14 protein-coding genes are annotated in these 15,191 nt (G+C 60.6%); 6 read left to right on the forward strand and 8 right to left on the reverse strand.

The window, feature by feature from the left end:
* Positions 1-37: 37 nt before the first annotated feature.
* From rpmA to ACT3UA_RS00145, 3 genes are all read right to left on the reverse strand, one after another.
* The gene (gene rpmA / locus ACT3UA_RS00135) at positions 38-292 is read right to left on the reverse strand and encodes a 50S ribosomal protein L27 (protein WP_096254657.1); all 255 of its coding nucleotides are present in this window, start codon (positions 290-292) and stop codon (positions 38-40) included.
* Positions 293-341: 49 nt separating this feature from the next.
* Positions 342-650 (reverse strand): 50S ribosomal protein L21, encoded by a 309-nt coding sequence (gene rplU / locus ACT3UA_RS00140; RefSeq protein ID WP_096284983.1) that lies wholly within the window; start codon positions 648-650, stop codon positions 342-344.
* Positions 651-880: 230 nt separating this feature from the next.
* A complete protein-coding gene (locus ACT3UA_RS00145) occupies positions 881-3,922 on the reverse strand; it encodes an Rne/Rng family ribonuclease (protein ID WP_096284987.1) in 3,042 nt (1,013 codons plus the stop codon).
* Positions 3,923-4,416: 494 nt separating this feature from the next.
* Between ACT3UA_RS00145 and ACT3UA_RS00150 the strand changes: the two genes are divergently transcribed.
* The 6 genes from ACT3UA_RS00150 to ACT3UA_RS00175 all read left to right on the forward strand — a co-directional run bounded on the left by ACT3UA_RS00150 (position 4,417) and on the right by ACT3UA_RS00175 (position 8,721).
* Positions 4,417-5,037: a vitamin K epoxide reductase family protein gene (locus ACT3UA_RS00150; RefSeq protein WP_096284989.1), complete on the forward strand. Its 621-nt coding sequence runs from the start codon at positions 4,417-4,419 to the stop codon at positions 5,035-5,037.
* Positions 5,030-5,410, forward strand: a complete 381-nt coding sequence (locus tag ACT3UA_RS00155) for a ribosomal maturation YjgA family protein (protein WP_176484125.1) — start codon at positions 5,030-5,032, stop codon at positions 5,408-5,410. The genes ACT3UA_RS00150 and ACT3UA_RS00155 overlap by 8 nt, the downstream gene beginning before the upstream one ends.
* A 159-nt stretch (positions 5,411-5,569) precedes the next feature.
* Positions 5,570-6,154: a GNAT family N-acetyltransferase gene (locus tag ACT3UA_RS00160; RefSeq protein WP_096284993.1), complete on the forward strand. Its 585-nt coding sequence runs from the start codon at positions 5,570-5,572 to the stop codon at positions 6,152-6,154.
* A 186-nt stretch (positions 6,155-6,340) separates the two neighbouring features.
* The gene (locus ACT3UA_RS00165; RefSeq protein ID WP_096284995.1) at positions 6,341-7,636 is read left to right on the forward strand and encodes an AI-2E family transporter; all 1,296 of its coding nucleotides are present in this window, start codon (positions 6,341-6,343) and stop codon (positions 7,634-7,636) included.
* Positions 7,637-7,715: 79 nt separating this feature from the next.
* Positions 7,716-8,246, forward strand: coding sequence for a GNAT family N-acetyltransferase (locus ACT3UA_RS00170; RefSeq protein WP_217990357.1), 531 nt, complete (start codon positions 7,716-7,718; stop codon positions 8,244-8,246).
* Positions 8,247-8,469: 223 nt separating this feature from the next.
* The gene (locus ACT3UA_RS00175) at positions 8,470-8,721 is read left to right on the forward strand and encodes a type II toxin-antitoxin system Phd/YefM family antitoxin (protein ID WP_096285000.1); all 252 of its coding nucleotides are present in this window, start codon (positions 8,470-8,472) and stop codon (positions 8,719-8,721) included.
* Between the two features lie 246 nt (positions 8,722-8,967).
* On the opposite strand, the gene ndk is transcribed toward ACT3UA_RS00175, so the two are convergent.
* From ndk to ACT3UA_RS00200, 5 genes are all read right to left on the reverse strand, one after another.
* Complete coding sequence (ndk, locus tag ACT3UA_RS00180; RefSeq protein WP_096285002.1) at positions 8,968-9,384, reverse strand: nucleoside-diphosphate kinase; 417 nt, start codon at positions 9,382-9,384, stop codon at positions 8,968-8,970.
* Between the two features lie 37 nt (positions 9,385-9,421).
* On the reverse strand, positions 9,422-9,856 hold the full coding sequence (locus ACT3UA_RS00185) for a DUF4233 domain-containing protein (RefSeq protein WP_096285004.1): 435 nt from the start codon (positions 9,854-9,856) through the stop codon (positions 9,422-9,424).
* On the reverse strand, positions 9,856-11,211 hold the full coding sequence (locus tag ACT3UA_RS00190) for a bifunctional folylpolyglutamate synthase/dihydrofolate synthase (RefSeq protein WP_096285006.1): 1,356 nt from the start codon (positions 11,209-11,211) through the stop codon (positions 9,856-9,858). Before ACT3UA_RS00190 ends, ACT3UA_RS00185 begins: the two co-directional genes overlap by 1 nt.
* The gene (ileS, locus tag ACT3UA_RS00195) at positions 11,208-14,447 is read right to left on the reverse strand and encodes an isoleucine--tRNA ligase (protein ID WP_096285301.1); all 3,240 of its coding nucleotides are present in this window, start codon (positions 14,445-14,447) and stop codon (positions 11,208-11,210) included. The genes ACT3UA_RS00190 and ileS overlap by 4 nt, the downstream gene beginning before the upstream one ends.
* A 270-nt stretch (positions 14,448-14,717) precedes the next feature.
* The gene (locus ACT3UA_RS00200) at positions 14,718-15,104 is read right to left on the reverse strand and encodes a hypothetical protein (protein WP_096285008.1); all 387 of its coding nucleotides are present in this window, start codon (positions 15,102-15,104) and stop codon (positions 14,718-14,720) included.
* Positions 15,105-15,191 lie beyond the last annotated feature (87 nt).

Below are 15,191 nucleotides of genomic sequence, written 5' to 3' on the forward strand. Positions count from 1 at the left end.
ACCCCTTGTGCACTCAAAAAATTGTCTGTCGCCTAAATTAGGCAGCAGTTACAATGTTCACCACGCGGCGACCACGACGGGTGCCGAACTCGACTGCGCCAGCAGCCAAAGCGAACAGAGTGTCATCCTTGCCACGGCCTACGCCGGCGCCTGGGTGGAAGTGGGTGCCGCGCTGGCGAACGATGATTTCGCCTGCCTTGACATCCTGACCGCCAAAGCGCTTTACGCCTAGGTACTGTGCGTTGGAATCGCGACCGTTGCGAGTGGAACTCGCACCTTTCTTATGTGCCATGCCTTTTAGCCTCTTTCGCTACAAAAATGGTTAGTACGATCAGCCCAAATTAGGCGATCGAGGTGACCTTGACCTTGGTCAGAGCGGCACGGAAGCCCTGGCGCTTCTTGTAACCGGTCTTGTTCTTGTACTTCTGGATAACAATCTTCTGGCCGCGAAGGTTTTCTACAACCTCAGCGGTGACCTTGACCTTAGCCAGGTCGGCAGCGGCGGAAGTTACCTTCTCGCCATCTACCAACAGCAAGGCTGGAAGGTCAATAGAGCTACCTAGGGCAGCCTGAAGACGGTCTACGGTGATGAGGTCTCCAACGGAAACCTTCTCCTGGTGGCCGCCTGCGCGGACAATTGCGTACACCACGTGGGTACTCGCTTCTACTCGACGTTTATTGTCTTACCGGCGCAGAAATCAACCCGGACGCCTGATAAATCAGGCACCTTATTCAGGGATCTCATGCGCTTGTGCCTTGACGCCGAGCGGATCAGAAATCCGTGATCTTGGCGTTTAGCACCGATGAACCAGATTACGCTAGTCCACACCACTGGGGCAAATACAAACTGCCCCAGCGGGTGAAGCGTGATCAAGTTCATCTATTTCAGTTCACGAACCGGAACCCCAACTCCGAGCATAACCGGTTGCCCGGCAGCCTCGGCTGGCTTTTCGTTTCGTGCACTGTTGGTATCCATCTGGACCACCGAACCGGTGGCAGCGGATACCTCCGCCACGCGAACCTCTGCATGCGCATCGCCCTGGACCGAGGTGGCCCGACGACTGCGACGCTTTGGCTGCGTGGAACTCTGTGGGGCCGCAGCAGCTGCTGCGGCCGGCTTGCCCTCCGTGATGGCCGCAGCAGCGGCAACCTCGGCCTGCGAGGCGGGCATCGCCAGTCCGGTCAGCGTTGGCTGGTCCGAACCGCTTGACGGCGCAACCGACTCGCTCTGAGCACGTGTGGCTCGACGGGAGCCGCGCTTGCGTGCGCTTGGTGCAGGCTGCTCTTCCGCAACCGGGGCCTGCGCCGGTGAAGGCTCGACCTCCGGCGTGGAGGATTCATCCGCGCTCTGCTCGCTGGCTTGCGCCTGCTCGCCCTGGCCGCGGCCACGGGAACGCGAACGTGAACGACGGCGTGACTTGCGCCCGCCCTCGTGCTGCTCGGCGCCTTCGGCTTCCTCTCCCCCGGGCAAAGCTGCTTCCAGAGCTTCCAGGGTCACCGAGGCATCCTCGGCAGCGGCATCCGAAGGTGCTGCTGCGGCCTTGGCGACCGGCACGGTAGCCCCATCGAACTTCAATCCCGATTCGGCTGGCTGATCGAGGTGCGAAGCGGCAGCAATATTTGCCAGCGCGTTGCGGGTCGCCTCGTGCTGCTCCCCGCCCTCTGCCTCGGCGTTCTCGGTTCCATGCTCGTTGGCTTTCGGCTCTTCACGTTCGTTGCCGCGACGGCGACGACGCTCGGAGCGAGGAGCCGCAGACTTCTCCGCGAACTTCTTAGCGTGCACTTCGCCCGAAGCGTTGAAGGACTTGCGGTGCTCGACCGGCTCTTCGTGCGTGACGAAGCCGCTGCCGGCACATGCCTCGCAAGACTCGCCGAAGACCTCAAGCAGGCCGGTGCCCATGCGCTTGCGGGTCATCTGCACCAGACCAAGGCTGGTGACCTCGGCGACCTGGTGCTTGGTCCGATCCCGGCCCAGGCACTCGACCAGACGGCGCAACACGAGGTCGCGGTTGGCTTCCAGGACCATGTCGATGAAGTCGATGACGATGATGCCGCCGATATCGCGCAGGCGCAGCTGGCGGACAACTTCCTCGGCCGCTTCCAAGTTGTTCTTGGTCACGGTCTCTTCGAGGTTGCCGCCGGAACCGGTGAACTTTCCGGTGTTCACATCGATCACGGTCATCGCTTCGGTGCGGTCGATAACCAGCGAACCACCCGATGGCAGGAAAACCTTGCGATCCAGTGCCTTGTTGATCTGCTCGTCGAGGCGGAAGTTGCTGAAGATATCTTCGGACTGCTCCCACTTCTCCAGGCGGCTCATCAAATCCGGGGCCACGTACATGACATAGGCCTCGATGGTGTCCCAAGCTTGTTCGCCGGAGACGATCAGCTTGGTGAAGTCTTCGTTGAAGACGTCTCGCACCACCTTGATGGTCAGATCCGGCTCCGAGTACAGCAGCTCCGGGGCCAGGGTCTTGGTCGAGGAAGATTGCGCCTCGATACCTTCCCACTGGGCGCGCAGCCGGTTGATGTCATTGGTCAGCTCTTCTTCGGAGGCGCCTTCGGCGGCGGTGCGGACGATGACGCCCGCGTTCTCCGGCAAGTGGTCCTTCAAGATCTTCTTCAGGCGCTGGCGTTCCACGTCTGGAAGCTTGCGGGAAATGCCGGTCATCGAACCGCCCGGCACGTAGACCAGGTAACGACCAGGCAGGGAAACCTGGCTGGTGAGCCGTGCGCCCTTGTGGCCCACCGGATCCTTGGTGACCTGCACGAGAACCGAGTCCCCGGCCTTCAACGCGTTTTCGATACGACGCGGCTGGCCTTCCAGCCCTGCGACATCCCAATTGACTTCGCCGGCGTACAGCACAGCGTTGCGGCCGCGCCCAATATCGACGAAGGCGGCTTCCATGGATGGCAGCACGTTCTGCACCTTGCCCAGGTACACGTTGCCGATCAGCGAATCCTGCTGGGTTTTGGAGACGAAGTGCTCGGCGAGCACGCCATCTTCCAATACGCCGATCTGGATGCGGTCCTCGCGCTGACGCACGATCATCTTGCGTTCCACCGATTCGCGGCGAGCCAAGAACTCGGCCTCGGTGATCACCGGACGGCGGCGGCCGGTCTCGCGGGATTCGCGGCGGCGCTGGCGCTTGGCTTCCAAACGGGTGGAGCCGCGCACCGAGGTGACCCGGTCCGATGCGGGGATATGCGCATCGGCGCTGGCACGCGGAGCGCGCACACGGGTGACGGTGTTTGGCGGATCGTCCTGCGAACCACCATCGACCTCCAGATCGACATCGCCGCGACGGCGCCGACGGCGGCGGCGCGAGGACACATCGTCTGCTTCCAGATCCTCGTCCTTCTGGCGCGAGGCGGGTGCAGTTTCCGGCTTGGCGGTGTTCGCCACCACATGCTGCACCACCGTGTGCGCTGCTTCCGGGATCGCAAACGGGTTCATGATCATGGAGCTGCCGTGTTCGGCTAGCAGTGCACCGGTATGATCCTCGGCCGAAGACTCGAAGACCTCGGCACCCTTTGCCGGTTCGGTCACCGCGGGCGCCAGCTTGATGCCGGTTTCTTCCGGTGCCTGGGCTGCGGTGGTCACCGGAGCCTCGGTGGAAGCCACTTCCTCGGAGGCCGCGGCTGCCTGTTCGACTGTGTCGCGGGCGACCTGCTGACGGCGTTCGGCCTGGCGGCTCATGCGCTTGACCGAGTCAGGAGTGGATACCTGGGTACGACGCGTTGCGCGCCAACGGTATGGGCTTTCTTCGACTCCGGCTGCGGCATTTAGCTCTGCCAGGGTCAACGCACGCCGCAATGGACGTGATGGGGTGGTGGCTACAGTGGTACGGCGGGCTCGTGTTGAACGATTGCCTCGCTTACTTCCCTGTGCCCCTCCTTTTCGCTGATTTGATGCGCTCATTTAAATTCGCGTGCTCCTAGTTTAAATCCCGCTTCGGCGACCTCCACAGACGGTGCCTAGGCTGAAACAACATTCGTCACGTGTCTTTCGGCCGTCTTCGTGAGTCGGCCAGACACAAAAGTCCTTGTGTGTTCCGCATCTGGGTTCTGTCCTGAATCAATTTTCCGATTCAAGAGAACTAGCTGCGGTTCAACGTGGCCATTGAAAACCGGCTGCTTTCCTTTGCAGCCCTACGATCCGCGGTATTCCTACGGGAGGCGCACGTAATGGGCACTCAACCGAAGCGATGCATCGCTTGACGATCTGTCGTTTCAAAAGTCTGTCGTCGGGTTGAAAGCAGACTGTGGATCCGCGAACAACCTCTTCCATTCTCTCATAGTTCGTTCATCGCTAGTTCACCAGCTCATATATATTGCACAGAAAAGCTTCATAGTATGTGAAAAGCAAGGTGCGCAATGACCCGCATTCGTCTGAACATATGGAATAGTCAAGACATGGTTTCATCACTTGAGAGTCCTCAGAACTCGGGCGTGTTGCCCTGGTGGGCAAAAGAACGCGGCTTCGGAATATTCGCCGTGCTCACCGGCACGATTGCTTGGGTCGCCTCGGGGATCCTAGTCCTTGAACGCCTCGAGCTTTACAAAGACCCCGACTACATCACCGGTTGCGATATCAACCCCTGGGTTTCCTGCGGCACCGTCATGAAATCCGACCAAGCACAATTGCTCGGTTTCCCGAACCCGCTCTTGGGCATCGTCCTCTTTGGCGTGCTGATTACCATCGGAATGGCGCTGCTGGCCGGCGCAAAGTTCCACCGCTGGTTCTGGATTGGAGTGCAGTCCGGAGTGACGCTGGCCATGGCGTTCATCGCCTGGCTATGGTCCCAGGCTTTGTATGAGATCAACGCCTTGTGCCCCTACTGCATGGTCGTGTGGGCGATGATGATTCCGCTCTTCGTCTTCACCACGTCGCGCAATATCGTCAACGGAGTCATCCCCGCATCCGAAGGCGTGAAGAAGTTCGCCAAGGAATGGAGCTGGATCGTCGTTGCGATCCTTTGGGTTTTGGTTATCGCATCCATCGTCCTCCGCTTCCCGAACGCATTCTTTGGATAGCCTCACCCGGCGCCGAATCATTTTGGGGATCAGCGCTTGTGCGCTGGTCCCCCTTGGCTTGTTCCTGCGTTTTCTGCCTTGGGGGCTCGTCGCCGACCTGGCCGGCGGGGTCCTATACGCGGCGCTGATCTACGTAGTAGTCGCCTTCATTGTCCCAACGCGCTCTTGGCTCACCGTCGGGGCCTGGGCGCTAGGGTGGTGCGTGGCGGTAGAGCTGCTTCAGCTCACCTCGTTGCCGCGAGAGGCTGCGGCCCTCTTTCCTCCCTCGCGGTTGGTACTGGGCACTGGCTTCGCAGCGATGGATCTTCTGGCCTATATTGTTGGGGCGCTGACGGCTGCGCTGGCGGATCGAGCGGCACGCCGCCGGACCTAATTCCCGCTATCAGCGAAAGGCCGCGGCGGAGCTGTACCGCTAGAAACCTGATGAACACGCAATTTATCGATGACTTTACGCCGCATCCCACGCCTAGGCACGAGACTTTAAAATGAGGCAGGTCACCCGGCTCCAAGCTAAAGCGACTAGATTAGGGTCATGGGAAGCCACAAATGGAATACAGAAAACGCCCAAGATTACGGCATCAATCTACTGACTTCGGACACGATCCGGCTACGCGAACTACAGGATGAAGATCTCTCGATCCTGGCCCAATGGTGGAATAGCCCGGAATTCATGGCGCTGCAGGGAAATATCGTACTTCCGCATCCCGGCGTCGAAGCCGCAAACCTATTCAAGAGCTGGAGCCTGAACCGAGGCACCAAGGATGGTGTAGGCCTTTCAATTACGTTGCCCGACGACACGTTAATCGGCCACACCGCACTCTACAATTTCAACGCCCCGGCCCGTTCGGCGGACCTCATGCTGATGATCGGCGGTTCCAATGTTGGGCAGGGATACGGCACGGTCGCAACCAAGATGATCGTGGACTTCGGCTTCCGCGAAATGGGGCTGAACCGGGTCGGGCTAGGGATCTGGGCCTATAACGAGCGGGCTTTGCGCACGTTCTCCCGCGCCGGGTTCCGCGAGGAAGGGCGAAACCGCCAGGCTGGTTTTCACGATGGGGCGTTCCACGACCGCATTCTGATGAGCCTGCTGGCTGACGAGTATTTCGGCCGCTAATCCGGGAATTTGGAAATGGGGGTGTTTCTTCAACCTTAGGTGGAGAAACACCCCTTTTTCATGTGCTTTGTGAGCGTAAAAGCGAAAGCCAGCGCCGAAATGACGTTTCCTCGGCGTTGTGGCAATTCCTAATCAACTCGTTAGCCTATTGTTGGAGCTAGTTAGTATCAGCCTCAAGGAGCACCAATGGATTTTCTCCGCAAACTAAAGCTACCCAAGCGCAAGCCACCGGCTGCTCCGGCACCGACCCCGGAACCTCCGGTAGGTGAATTGCTCAGCGAGTCAGAGGTTACCAAGCCAAACTTCACCGTGCATTCCCTGTGGACGGACATGCTCGGGCGCCTCGGTATCCGCAGCGCCCAGGTCTTGATCGTTGGCACCTTAACCACCTTCTTCATCATCGGACTCTTACGTCTGACGATGATCGTCATTCCAACGTTGCTTGCAGTGATTATCTCGTGCGCGCTGTGGCCCTTGGTGCTGAAGCTTCGCAAGGTCTTTTCTCCCTTGATCTCCGCCTGGATCGTCTTCCTCAGCTCCCTGTTGGTGCTCGGCGGCATCGGCACCGGGTTGGTCTTCTCGGTCATCAAGGAATGGCCAAAGCTGGTCGACCAAGCGGTCGAAGGCTTCAATCAGCTCAACGACATGGCGCAGGGAATCATCGGCAATATGCCATTGTCCATCGATCAGAGCCAGATCGACGGCGTCGTGGACACGGTGACCTCGTTCCTGACCAGTTCCCAATTCGGCACCGGCGCTCTGAACACGCTCAGTGCCGCAGGTAGCTTCGTGACGGGCTTGATCTTGCTCCTGGTGATCTTGTTCTTCTTCCTGAAAGATGGCGACCGGATCTGGGCCTTTGCAGTGTCTTGGACGCCCAAGCACTACCGCAATAAGTGGATCCTTTCCGGTGACCGGGCGCTGCGCACCTTCGGCGGCTATATTCGAGGAACCGCTACTGTGGCCGCGGTGGACACCTTGGGCATTACCGCAACCTTGCTGATCCTGCAGGTTCCGCTAGCGCTTCCCCTGGGCGTCATCGTGTTCCTCGGTTCGTTCATTCCGATGGTTGGTGCCACCGTGGCAGGCATTTTGGCTACCCTGATCGCCTTGGTCACCAACGGTCCTGTGGTAGCCCTGATCGTGCTGGCCGCAGTCATCCTGGTCAATCAGCTGGAGGGCAACTTCCTGCAGCCGGTGGTGATGGCAAACGCACTGAACTTGCACGCGCTGGTGGTCTTGATGGCCTTGACCGCTGGTACCGTACTTGCAGGTATTATCGGCGCCGTGCTGTCCGTGCCGCTGACCGCCGCAGCGTGGGCAGTGATCAAGGTGTGGACCGATCGCGATAATTCGGATGCGGTGGATGACGCGAAAAAAGACATCCGAGAGAAGGTCAAACCCGAGGAGAAGCCAAGCCTCGTAGAAAAAGCCAAAGAAACCGCTAACCCAGAGCCTGCGCCTAGCGCAGACAATAGCTAGCGTTTCCTTGCCTCCGGTCTTGGCCTCATCCCTTGGATGAGGCCAAGACCTTTTTCTTCCCCTCCAGAAAGGAATTTCGGTGACTTTACCCGATCGAGAAGTGATCGCCACACGCGAGGGGGTGTCGTTGGGGCGATACCGGGCTTCGGATTTCGCAGCGGTCCACGAGTACGCCACGGACCCCATGGTCTACCGATATGCCGAGTGGGGTCCGAATTCCGCAGAGCAGACCCGGCAGTATCTCTTAGAAGCCAGCCTGCCCAACAGCCAAGCGCTGACGTTGGCGGTCCTCGTCGATGAACAGGTGATCGGAGGCGCGGCGGTGTGGAGCACCGATGCGGACCACCGCCGCGGTGAACTGGGCTATAGCCTGAATCGCAAATTCTGGGGTCGCGGCTACGCCACGCTGGCAACGAAGATGCTGCTCGATCTTGGATTTTCTTCCCTGGATCTGCACCGCATCACAGCCACTTGCGCCCCCGAGAATTTGGCCTCCCGACGCGTGCTGGAAAAGGCCGGGTTCGCCTACGAAGGGCATTTGCGCGAGCATAAACTCGTTCGCGATCGACGCCGCGATTCCTTGCTCTTTGCACGGCTTGCTACCGACTGAAGCCGCCACATGATGACGCGCAACATTGCGCTTTCATAGACGGATGTGTTTAATGTGACTCAAGTGAAAGATGTGTATTGAAGTGGCAAGAGCAACTCCTTGAGAATTCTTGCCACTGCCCCGTCGCTCGATCAGCAGGGAGCACGAAGCGCTAGTTCGGGACACACTTCTACTCAAACTCGAAGTGCCGTCAGGCGCTCACCGCGATATTTGGGAGGTACTCATGCTGAATTTCAGCTATGAGGAAGCACTAAAGAATTTCTCGAGTCTTGTCGACAACGTAGTCTCCGAGCATGCTGTCGTCTCCGTTTCCAGGTCCCCGAGAGAATCTGTCGTCATGATCTCCAAAGATGATTATGATTCGATCCGCCAGTCTTCGCTGCGTCCTTCAACGGAAACCTTATGGGGCTCTTCGCCGGCCACCGGTGCGGCCCTGCTGCCGCATGCGCACAACTCCCTCGACGACTGGTTCTAGGGCCCTGCCACGCACTCGGGCCAGCTGCCCAGAGATGCGGCTTATTGATCAGCTACACATAGTGTCCCGCCGGATCCATCGGATAGACTCCACGTCCGCCATGCTCCGCGCCGCCAAGCCCCCTCAGGCTGCTCCACCGATTTGCTGTCCAGCGTTTCCGGAACCGAAAAATCCCCGTAGGGATCCACGTCACTAGTGGATCCCCACGGGGATTTCCTCCTCTCGTGCGAGAGGGACTTGAGCGGTCTACTTACCGAACCAGATGCCGATCTCACGTTCCGCGGACTCGACGGAGTCCGAACCGTGAACCAGGTTCTGCTGAACCTTCAGGCCCCAATCGCGGCCGAAGTCACCGCGGATGGTGCCCGGTGCGGCGGTGGTTGGATCGGTGGTTCCCGCCAGCGAACGGAAACCTGGGATCACGCCGTGGCCTTCGGCAACGATGGCGACGATCGGTCCCGAGAGCATGAACTCAACCAGTGGCTCGTAGAATGGCTTGCCTTCGTGCTCGGCATAGTGTTCGGCGAGCACCTCGCGCGAAGCGTTCAGCTGCTTCAGCTCGGCGATGCTGTAGCCCTTCGCTTCGACGCGGGCAAGGATCTGGCCGGTCAGGCCGCGCTTCACACCGTCTGGCTTGACGAGAATGAGAGTACGTTCGGTCATGTTTCTACCTCTTTGTTCTTTGATACTTTTGGTCTGTTTAAGATTCTACGTTCGGATGAGCGCGGTCCCACTCCTGCTGAGCGGCCGCGCGACGCTTATTCTCCACGTCGATTTCCCCGCCCTTCTTCAGCGCGTACCACCAGCAAAGTCCGAAGAAGACCGACAGGTAGAACATGTCCACCAAGATGAACCCGCACAGGAAGAAGACCACCTGCAGGATCCAGCCGATCAGGTATCCTGCCGGTTTGCGGAGCAACGCACAGGTGATGATGCACAGTACCGCCACTGCGGCGCCGAGGCTGAGCACCAGTGCTGGTTCGGCACGCTTGAGCCCGAAGGCGGCCAAGGTGACGAAGATTGCCAGGAACGCCTCGCAGGTCAATACGGTCGAAGCAAACATCACCTTGGTGGAGCGTTGCTTTTTCTTCATCCCCGGGTGCCATTCGCGTTGCGCCCTAGTTAGCTTGGCCATTAGGAGTTCTGCCCTCCCTTGAGCAGTAGTGAGATTTCGCCCACCAGTGTAATCGAACCGGTCACCAGGACGCCGCCGGCCAGGTCATCCCCGGCCTCTGCACGGCCAACGCACCATTCCACGGCGTCTTCAAGATTCTCGGTGACATGCAGGTCTTCTTCGGGCCACCCGGCATCGACTGCCAGGGTGGCCAGCTCCCCCGCGGGAATGGCCCGCGGCGAGGAAGACTGGGTCAGGCACAGGTCATCAACCAGATCGCCGTACTCTTCACGCATGGTGTAGAGCATCGCTTCGGCGTCCTTCTCGCGCAGGATCCCCACCATGAGCACCAGGCGGGAGAACCCGAAGGATTCCTTGATGGCTTCGGCGCTGGCTTTGAGGCCGTCCGTGTTGTGCCCCGCATCGACCAGGACGCTGGGCGCGCTGCGCACCAGTTCCAGGCGGCCCGGGCTGGTCGTTGCGGCGAATCCGTTGCGGACCAGGTCGATATTCAGTTCACGTTCTCCGCCGCCGAGGAAGGCCTCGACCGCTGCCAGCGCCACGACGGCGTTCTGTGCCTGGTGCGCGCCGTAGAGCGGAAGATAAATCTCCTCGTAGCGAGCCGCCTGCCCCTCGATGGCCAATACCTGGCCGCCAACGCCCATGGTGCGCTCGATGAGCTTGAAATCCAGCGATTCGAAAGCCACGGGAACTTCAAGCTCGCGCACCTTGGCGAGCAGCACATCCGCCGCGTCCACCGGCTGGACCGCGGAGACCAGGTAACCGCCGGGCTTGAGGATCCCGATCTTTTCTTCGGCAATCAGTCCCGGGGTATCCCCCAGCAGGTCGGTGTGGTCCAAGGAAATCGGGGTGATCACCGAAACTTCGGCATCGGCCACGTTGGTCGCGTCCGTGATTCCGCCGAGGCCTACCTCCAGCACCACCACCTCCACCGGAACCTCGGCGAAGATCGCGAAGGCCAGGATGGTCACCGCTTCGAAGTAGGTCAACCGGTTTTCGCCCTGCTCGGTCAATTCGGCATCCACCAGGTCCAGGAACGGTGAAATCTCATCCCAAACGCGGACGAAAGTCTCATCGTCAACGGGTTCCCCATCGATGCTGATCCGTTCGGTGACCTTCACCAGGTGCGGCGAGGAGTAGCGGCCGGTGCGGATATCGTGTGCCTGCAGCAGGGACTCGATCATCCGCGCGGTGGAGGTCTTCCCGTTGGTCCCGGTGATGTGGATGACCGGGGAGGACTTCTGCGGTTCGCCGAGGATCTCCATGGCACGGAACATCGGTTCCATGCGCGGTTCAATCTTATTTTCCGGCGCGCGCGCCAGCAGTTGCGCGTAAACGCGTTCTAGATCGCTCATACGGTGGGCTCCACTTCGATCTTCGCTTCGGTTAGCGCCCCGTTGGCAACTAGGTCCAGCTGGGCGGTTAAGGTTTCGCTGCTCAGCAGTTCGCGGTTCAATTCCAGCGCCGCCACCACCTCGGCGGAGGCGGTGATGACCGTGCGGATACGGTCCGAGACCTGCAGATCCGCTTCCTTGCGGGCGGACTGGATCGCACGGATCATATCGCGGGCGGTGCCCTCGGCGGCCAGCTCGGTGGTGACCTCGGTATCGAGCACCAGGAAGCCTCCGTCGATGACCGCGGCGGCGATTTCGGCTGCCTCATCCACCACGGTGTCCAAGGCGTATTCGCCCTCGGCCAGTTCCAGGCCGCCGGCGGTAACCACACCGTCGGTCACCGACCAGTCACCGGACTTCGCCCCCTTGATGGCCTGCTGCACGGACTTGCCCAGGCGCGGGCCGGCGGCGCGGGCGTTGACCACCAGCTGCTGGCTGATGCCGTAGCTGGCGGTGTCCACGCCTTCGGCGTCGATCAGCGTGACGCTCTTCAGGTTCAGCTCATCCTTGATGATCGAAGCGTAGGTGCCTTCCAGGCGGGCAGCGTCGGTGAGCACCACCTTCAACTCCGCCAGCGGCAGGCGCACGCGCAGGTTCTTCGCCTTGCGCAGCGAGGAGCCCACCGAGCAGATTCTGCGGGTGGTTTCCATGGTTTCGAGCAATTGGGCATCTGCCGGGAAATCCGCGGCCTCTGGCCAATCGGTCAGGTGCACCGAGCGTTTCCCGGTCAGCCCGCGGTAGATCTCCTCGCTGGCCAGCGGCAGCAGCGAGGCGGCGACCTTCACCAGGGTTTCGAGCGCCGTGTACAGGGTGTCGAAGGCCTGGGTGTCTTCTTCGAAGAAGCGCTGGCGGGACCGGCGCACATACCAGTTGGTCAGCGTGTCCATGTAGTGGCGCACCGCTTCGGTGGCTTCCGAGACCTCGTAGCCGTCCAGCGCCTCGGTGACCTCGCGGACCAGTGCCCCGGTGGCGGCCAGCATGTACTGGTCCAGCGGATCGGTGGAGCTGTGCGAGCGCTTCGCCTCGTAGCCGGCCCCGTTGTTCGCGGAGTTGGTGTACAGGTTGAAGAAGTGCCACACGTTCCACAAGGGCAGCAGCACCTGGCGCACGCCGTCACGGATTCCCTGTTCGGTGACAACCAGGTTGCCGCCGCGCAGGATCGGGGAGGACATCAGGAACCAGCGCATGGCGTCGGCGCCGTCGCGGTCCAGGACCTCGGTGACGTTCGGGTAGTTCTGCAGCGACTTGGACATCTTCTGCCCGTCTGAGCCGAGCACGATGCCGTGGGAGATCACGTTCGTGTAGGCGGGGCGGTCGAAGAGCGCGGTGGACAGCACGTGCATGGTGTAGAACCAGCCGCGGGTCTGCCCGATGTACTCCACGATGAAGTCCGCCGGGTGGTGCCCGGAATCAAACCATTCGCTGTTTTCGAAGGGGTAGTGCGCCTGGGCGTAGGGCATCGACCCGGAGTCGAACCAGACATCCAGCACGTCTTCGACGCGGGTGAGGGTGCCGGACTCGGCGCAGCCTTCGTGGGCGCGGGTCAGCTCGTCGATGAATGGGCGGTGCAGATCCGGCTGGCCCTCGTGGTTCAGCGGCAGGCGGCCGAAGAAGTTCTTGATTTCTTCCAGCGAACCGAAGACCTCGCGGTGCGTGCATTCGGCTCCCGAGCATTCCCAGACCGGGATCGGCGAACCCCAGTAGCGGTTGCGCGAGATGGACCAGTCGCGGGCGTTTTCCAGCCACTTGCCGAACTGACCGTGCTTGACATTGCCCGGGATCCAGTTGATCTGCTCGTTGAGCTCGACCATGCGGTCCTTGATCTTGGTGACTTCCACGTACCACGAGGAGACGGCACGGTAGATCAGCGGAGTGCGGCAACGCCAGCAGTGCGGGTAGGAGTGCTCGTAGGAGGCCTGCTTGACTAGCTTGCCGTCTTCCTTGAGCACATTGGTGATGGTCTTGTTGGCCTCGAAGACCTGCACGCCCGCGATGTCGTTCAGCGGTCCGCCGGCGAACAGCGGCAGGAACTTCGCTCCCTCATCCACCGAGAGGATCACCGGGATGCCGTGCTCTTCGCAGACCTTCTGGTCATCTTCACCGTAGGCCGGGGCCTGGTGCACGATGCCGGTACCGTCGGCGACGGTGACGTAGTCCGCGGTGACGATCTGCCAGGCGTTCTGCGTTTCGTACTTCTCCACGTCGGCGAAGGTGTCCCACAGTGGCGCGTAGCGCACGCCTGCAAGCTCGGAGCCCTGGTAGCTGGCGGTGATGGCGGCGGCCGCTTCCTTCACATCCTTGTAGCCAAGCTCCTTGGCGTAGGAGCCGAGCAGGTCGCGGGCCAGCAGGAACGGCCCGGCTGCCGCGGAGGCTTTCACTCCGGCCTCGCCTGCCGGAACCACCACGTACTCGATGCTTGGGTGGACCGCCAGTGCCGCGTTGGTTGGCAGGGTCCACGGGGTAGTCGTCCAGGCCAGGGCCTGCACACCGGCCAGCGCCTGGGATGCCGCGGTTTCACCGGCAAGAACGGTGAAGCCCACGGTGACGGTCTGGTCCTGGCGGTTCTTGTAGACGTCGTCATCCATGCGCAGCTCATGGTTGGACAGCGGGGTCTCGTCCTTCCAGCAGTACGGCAGGACGCGGAAGCCCTGGTAGGTCAGCCCCTTGTCGCTGAGCTGCTTGAAGGCCCAGATGACCGATTCCATGTACTCGACGTTCAGCGTCTTGTAGTCGTTTTCGAAGTCGACCCAGCGTGCCTGGCGGGTGACGTAGTTCTGCCATTCGTCGGCATACTTCATCACCGAGGTGCGGCAGGCGTCATTGAACTTGTCGATGCCCATGGATTCGATCTGCTGCTTGTCGGTCATGCCCAGCTGCTTCATGGCTTCCAGCTCGGCCGGCAGGCCGTGGGTATCCCAGCCGAAGCGGCGTTCGACGCGCTTGCCGCGCTGGGTCTGGTAGCGGGCTACCAGGTCCTTGACGTAGCCGGTGAGCAGGTGTCCGTAGTGCGGCAGGCCATTGGCGAAGGGCGGACCGTCGTAGAAGACGAATTCTTCGCCCTCGCGCTGGTCGATGGAGGCCTGGAAGGTATCATCGTTCTTCCAGTATTCGAGGACGCGCTTCTCAATTTCTGGGAAACGCGGTGAAGCCGGGGTTGAACCGGTCGGGTCGGTGGTGACCTTTGGGTAGAAGCTCATCGAAATGGCCATCCTTCAAGCGTAGGGTCGAAAATCTTGCCTACGAGGACGGCACTTGGCCGCGGTACCACCCCGCTTATCCGCCACCGTGATGCTTGCGCACAATGGTGGCGAACCGCTTCTCATCAGCTATGACGGGCTGGTCCCGCTTGGTTCTACTAATTCGGAAGCAACAGAGCCGTCCCGAGGGTTCTTCCAAGGACTCCCCGGCGATATCCGGATCAACGTCGTATGCCTTCCAGTCTAGCGCGTCTGGCAGGCGCTGAAAACTCAATTCACCGCGATGAAAGCTGGATCACTCTCAACGTCTTCAACGTACCGCTGGATCTGCTTTTCGCCATCGCGCAGCGCGATGCGGTAGAGCAATACGGCCGCGCCGGCACCAAGCAGCAATCGCACCACGGGGTCCAGCTCGGAAAGCAATCCCGAAGCGAGCATCATGAGCACCAGGCAAAGGAGCAGACCCGGTTTCATCGTGATACGCCGCAAGTTCGGCCCTGCCTTGCGCTCGATCGCCAGACGCAGAACTCCAATGACCGCCAAAGAGCCGGCCAGGCCAAACGCCCAAGGCCAACTCAGAGTTCCGGACTGCCCGGCAACGAACATGATCAGGGCAATACCCGCCGCGCTTCGTCGAATGTTCAGCTCTTGAGTCATCGGCCGCTTCCGCCCTTGGCATCTGGAAAGGACTCCCAGCTAATCAAATTTTACGATAAACATCAAGAATTAGAGAAACAACCAATA

It is taken from the genome of Glutamicibacter sp. 363, assembly GCF_052379505.1.
Classification (GTDB): domain Bacteria; phylum Actinomycetota; class Actinomycetes; order Actinomycetales; family Micrococcaceae; genus Glutamicibacter.

Excerpts from the sequence above, each read along its gene's own strand:
- ndk (WP_096285002.1), bottom strand. The coding sequence starts at position 9,384 with ATGACCGAACGTACTCTCATTCTCGTCAAGCCAGACGGTGTGAAGCGC.
- ACT3UA_RS00145 (WP_096284987.1), bottom strand. The coding sequence starts at position 3,922 with ATGAGCGCATCAAATCAGCGAAAAGGAGGGGCACAGGGAAGTAAGCGA.
- ACT3UA_RS00190 (WP_096285006.1), bottom strand. The coding sequence starts at position 11,211 with ATGAGCGATCTAGAACGCGTTTACGCGCAACTGCTGGCGCGCGCGCCG.
- ACT3UA_RS00185 (WP_096285004.1), bottom strand. The coding sequence starts at position 9,856 with ATGGCCAAGCTAACTAGGGCGCAACGCGAATGGCACCCGGGGATGAAG.
- ACT3UA_RS00200 (WP_096285008.1), bottom strand. The coding sequence starts at position 15,104 with ATGACTCAAGAGCTGAACATTCGACGAAGCGCGGCGGGTATTGCCCTG.
- ileS (WP_096285301.1), bottom strand. The coding sequence starts at position 14,447 with ATGAGCTTCTACCCAAAGGTCACCACCGACCCGACCGGTTCAACCCCG.
- ACT3UA_RS00165 (WP_096284995.1), top strand. The coding sequence starts at position 6,341 with ATGGATTTTCTCCGCAAACTAAAGCTACCCAAGCGCAAGCCACCGGCT.
- rpmA (WP_096254657.1), bottom strand. The coding sequence starts at position 292 with ATGGCACATAAGAAAGGTGCGAGTTCCACTCGCAACGGTCGCGATTCC.
- ACT3UA_RS00150 (WP_096284989.1), top strand. The coding sequence starts at position 4,417 with ATGGTTTCATCACTTGAGAGTCCTCAGAACTCGGGCGTGTTGCCCTGG.
- ACT3UA_RS00160 (WP_096284993.1), top strand. The coding sequence starts at position 5,570 with ATGGGAAGCCACAAATGGAATACAGAAAACGCCCAAGATTACGGCATC.
- ACT3UA_RS00175 (WP_096285000.1), top strand. The coding sequence starts at position 8,470 with ATGCTGAATTTCAGCTATGAGGAAGCACTAAAGAATTTCTCGAGTCTT.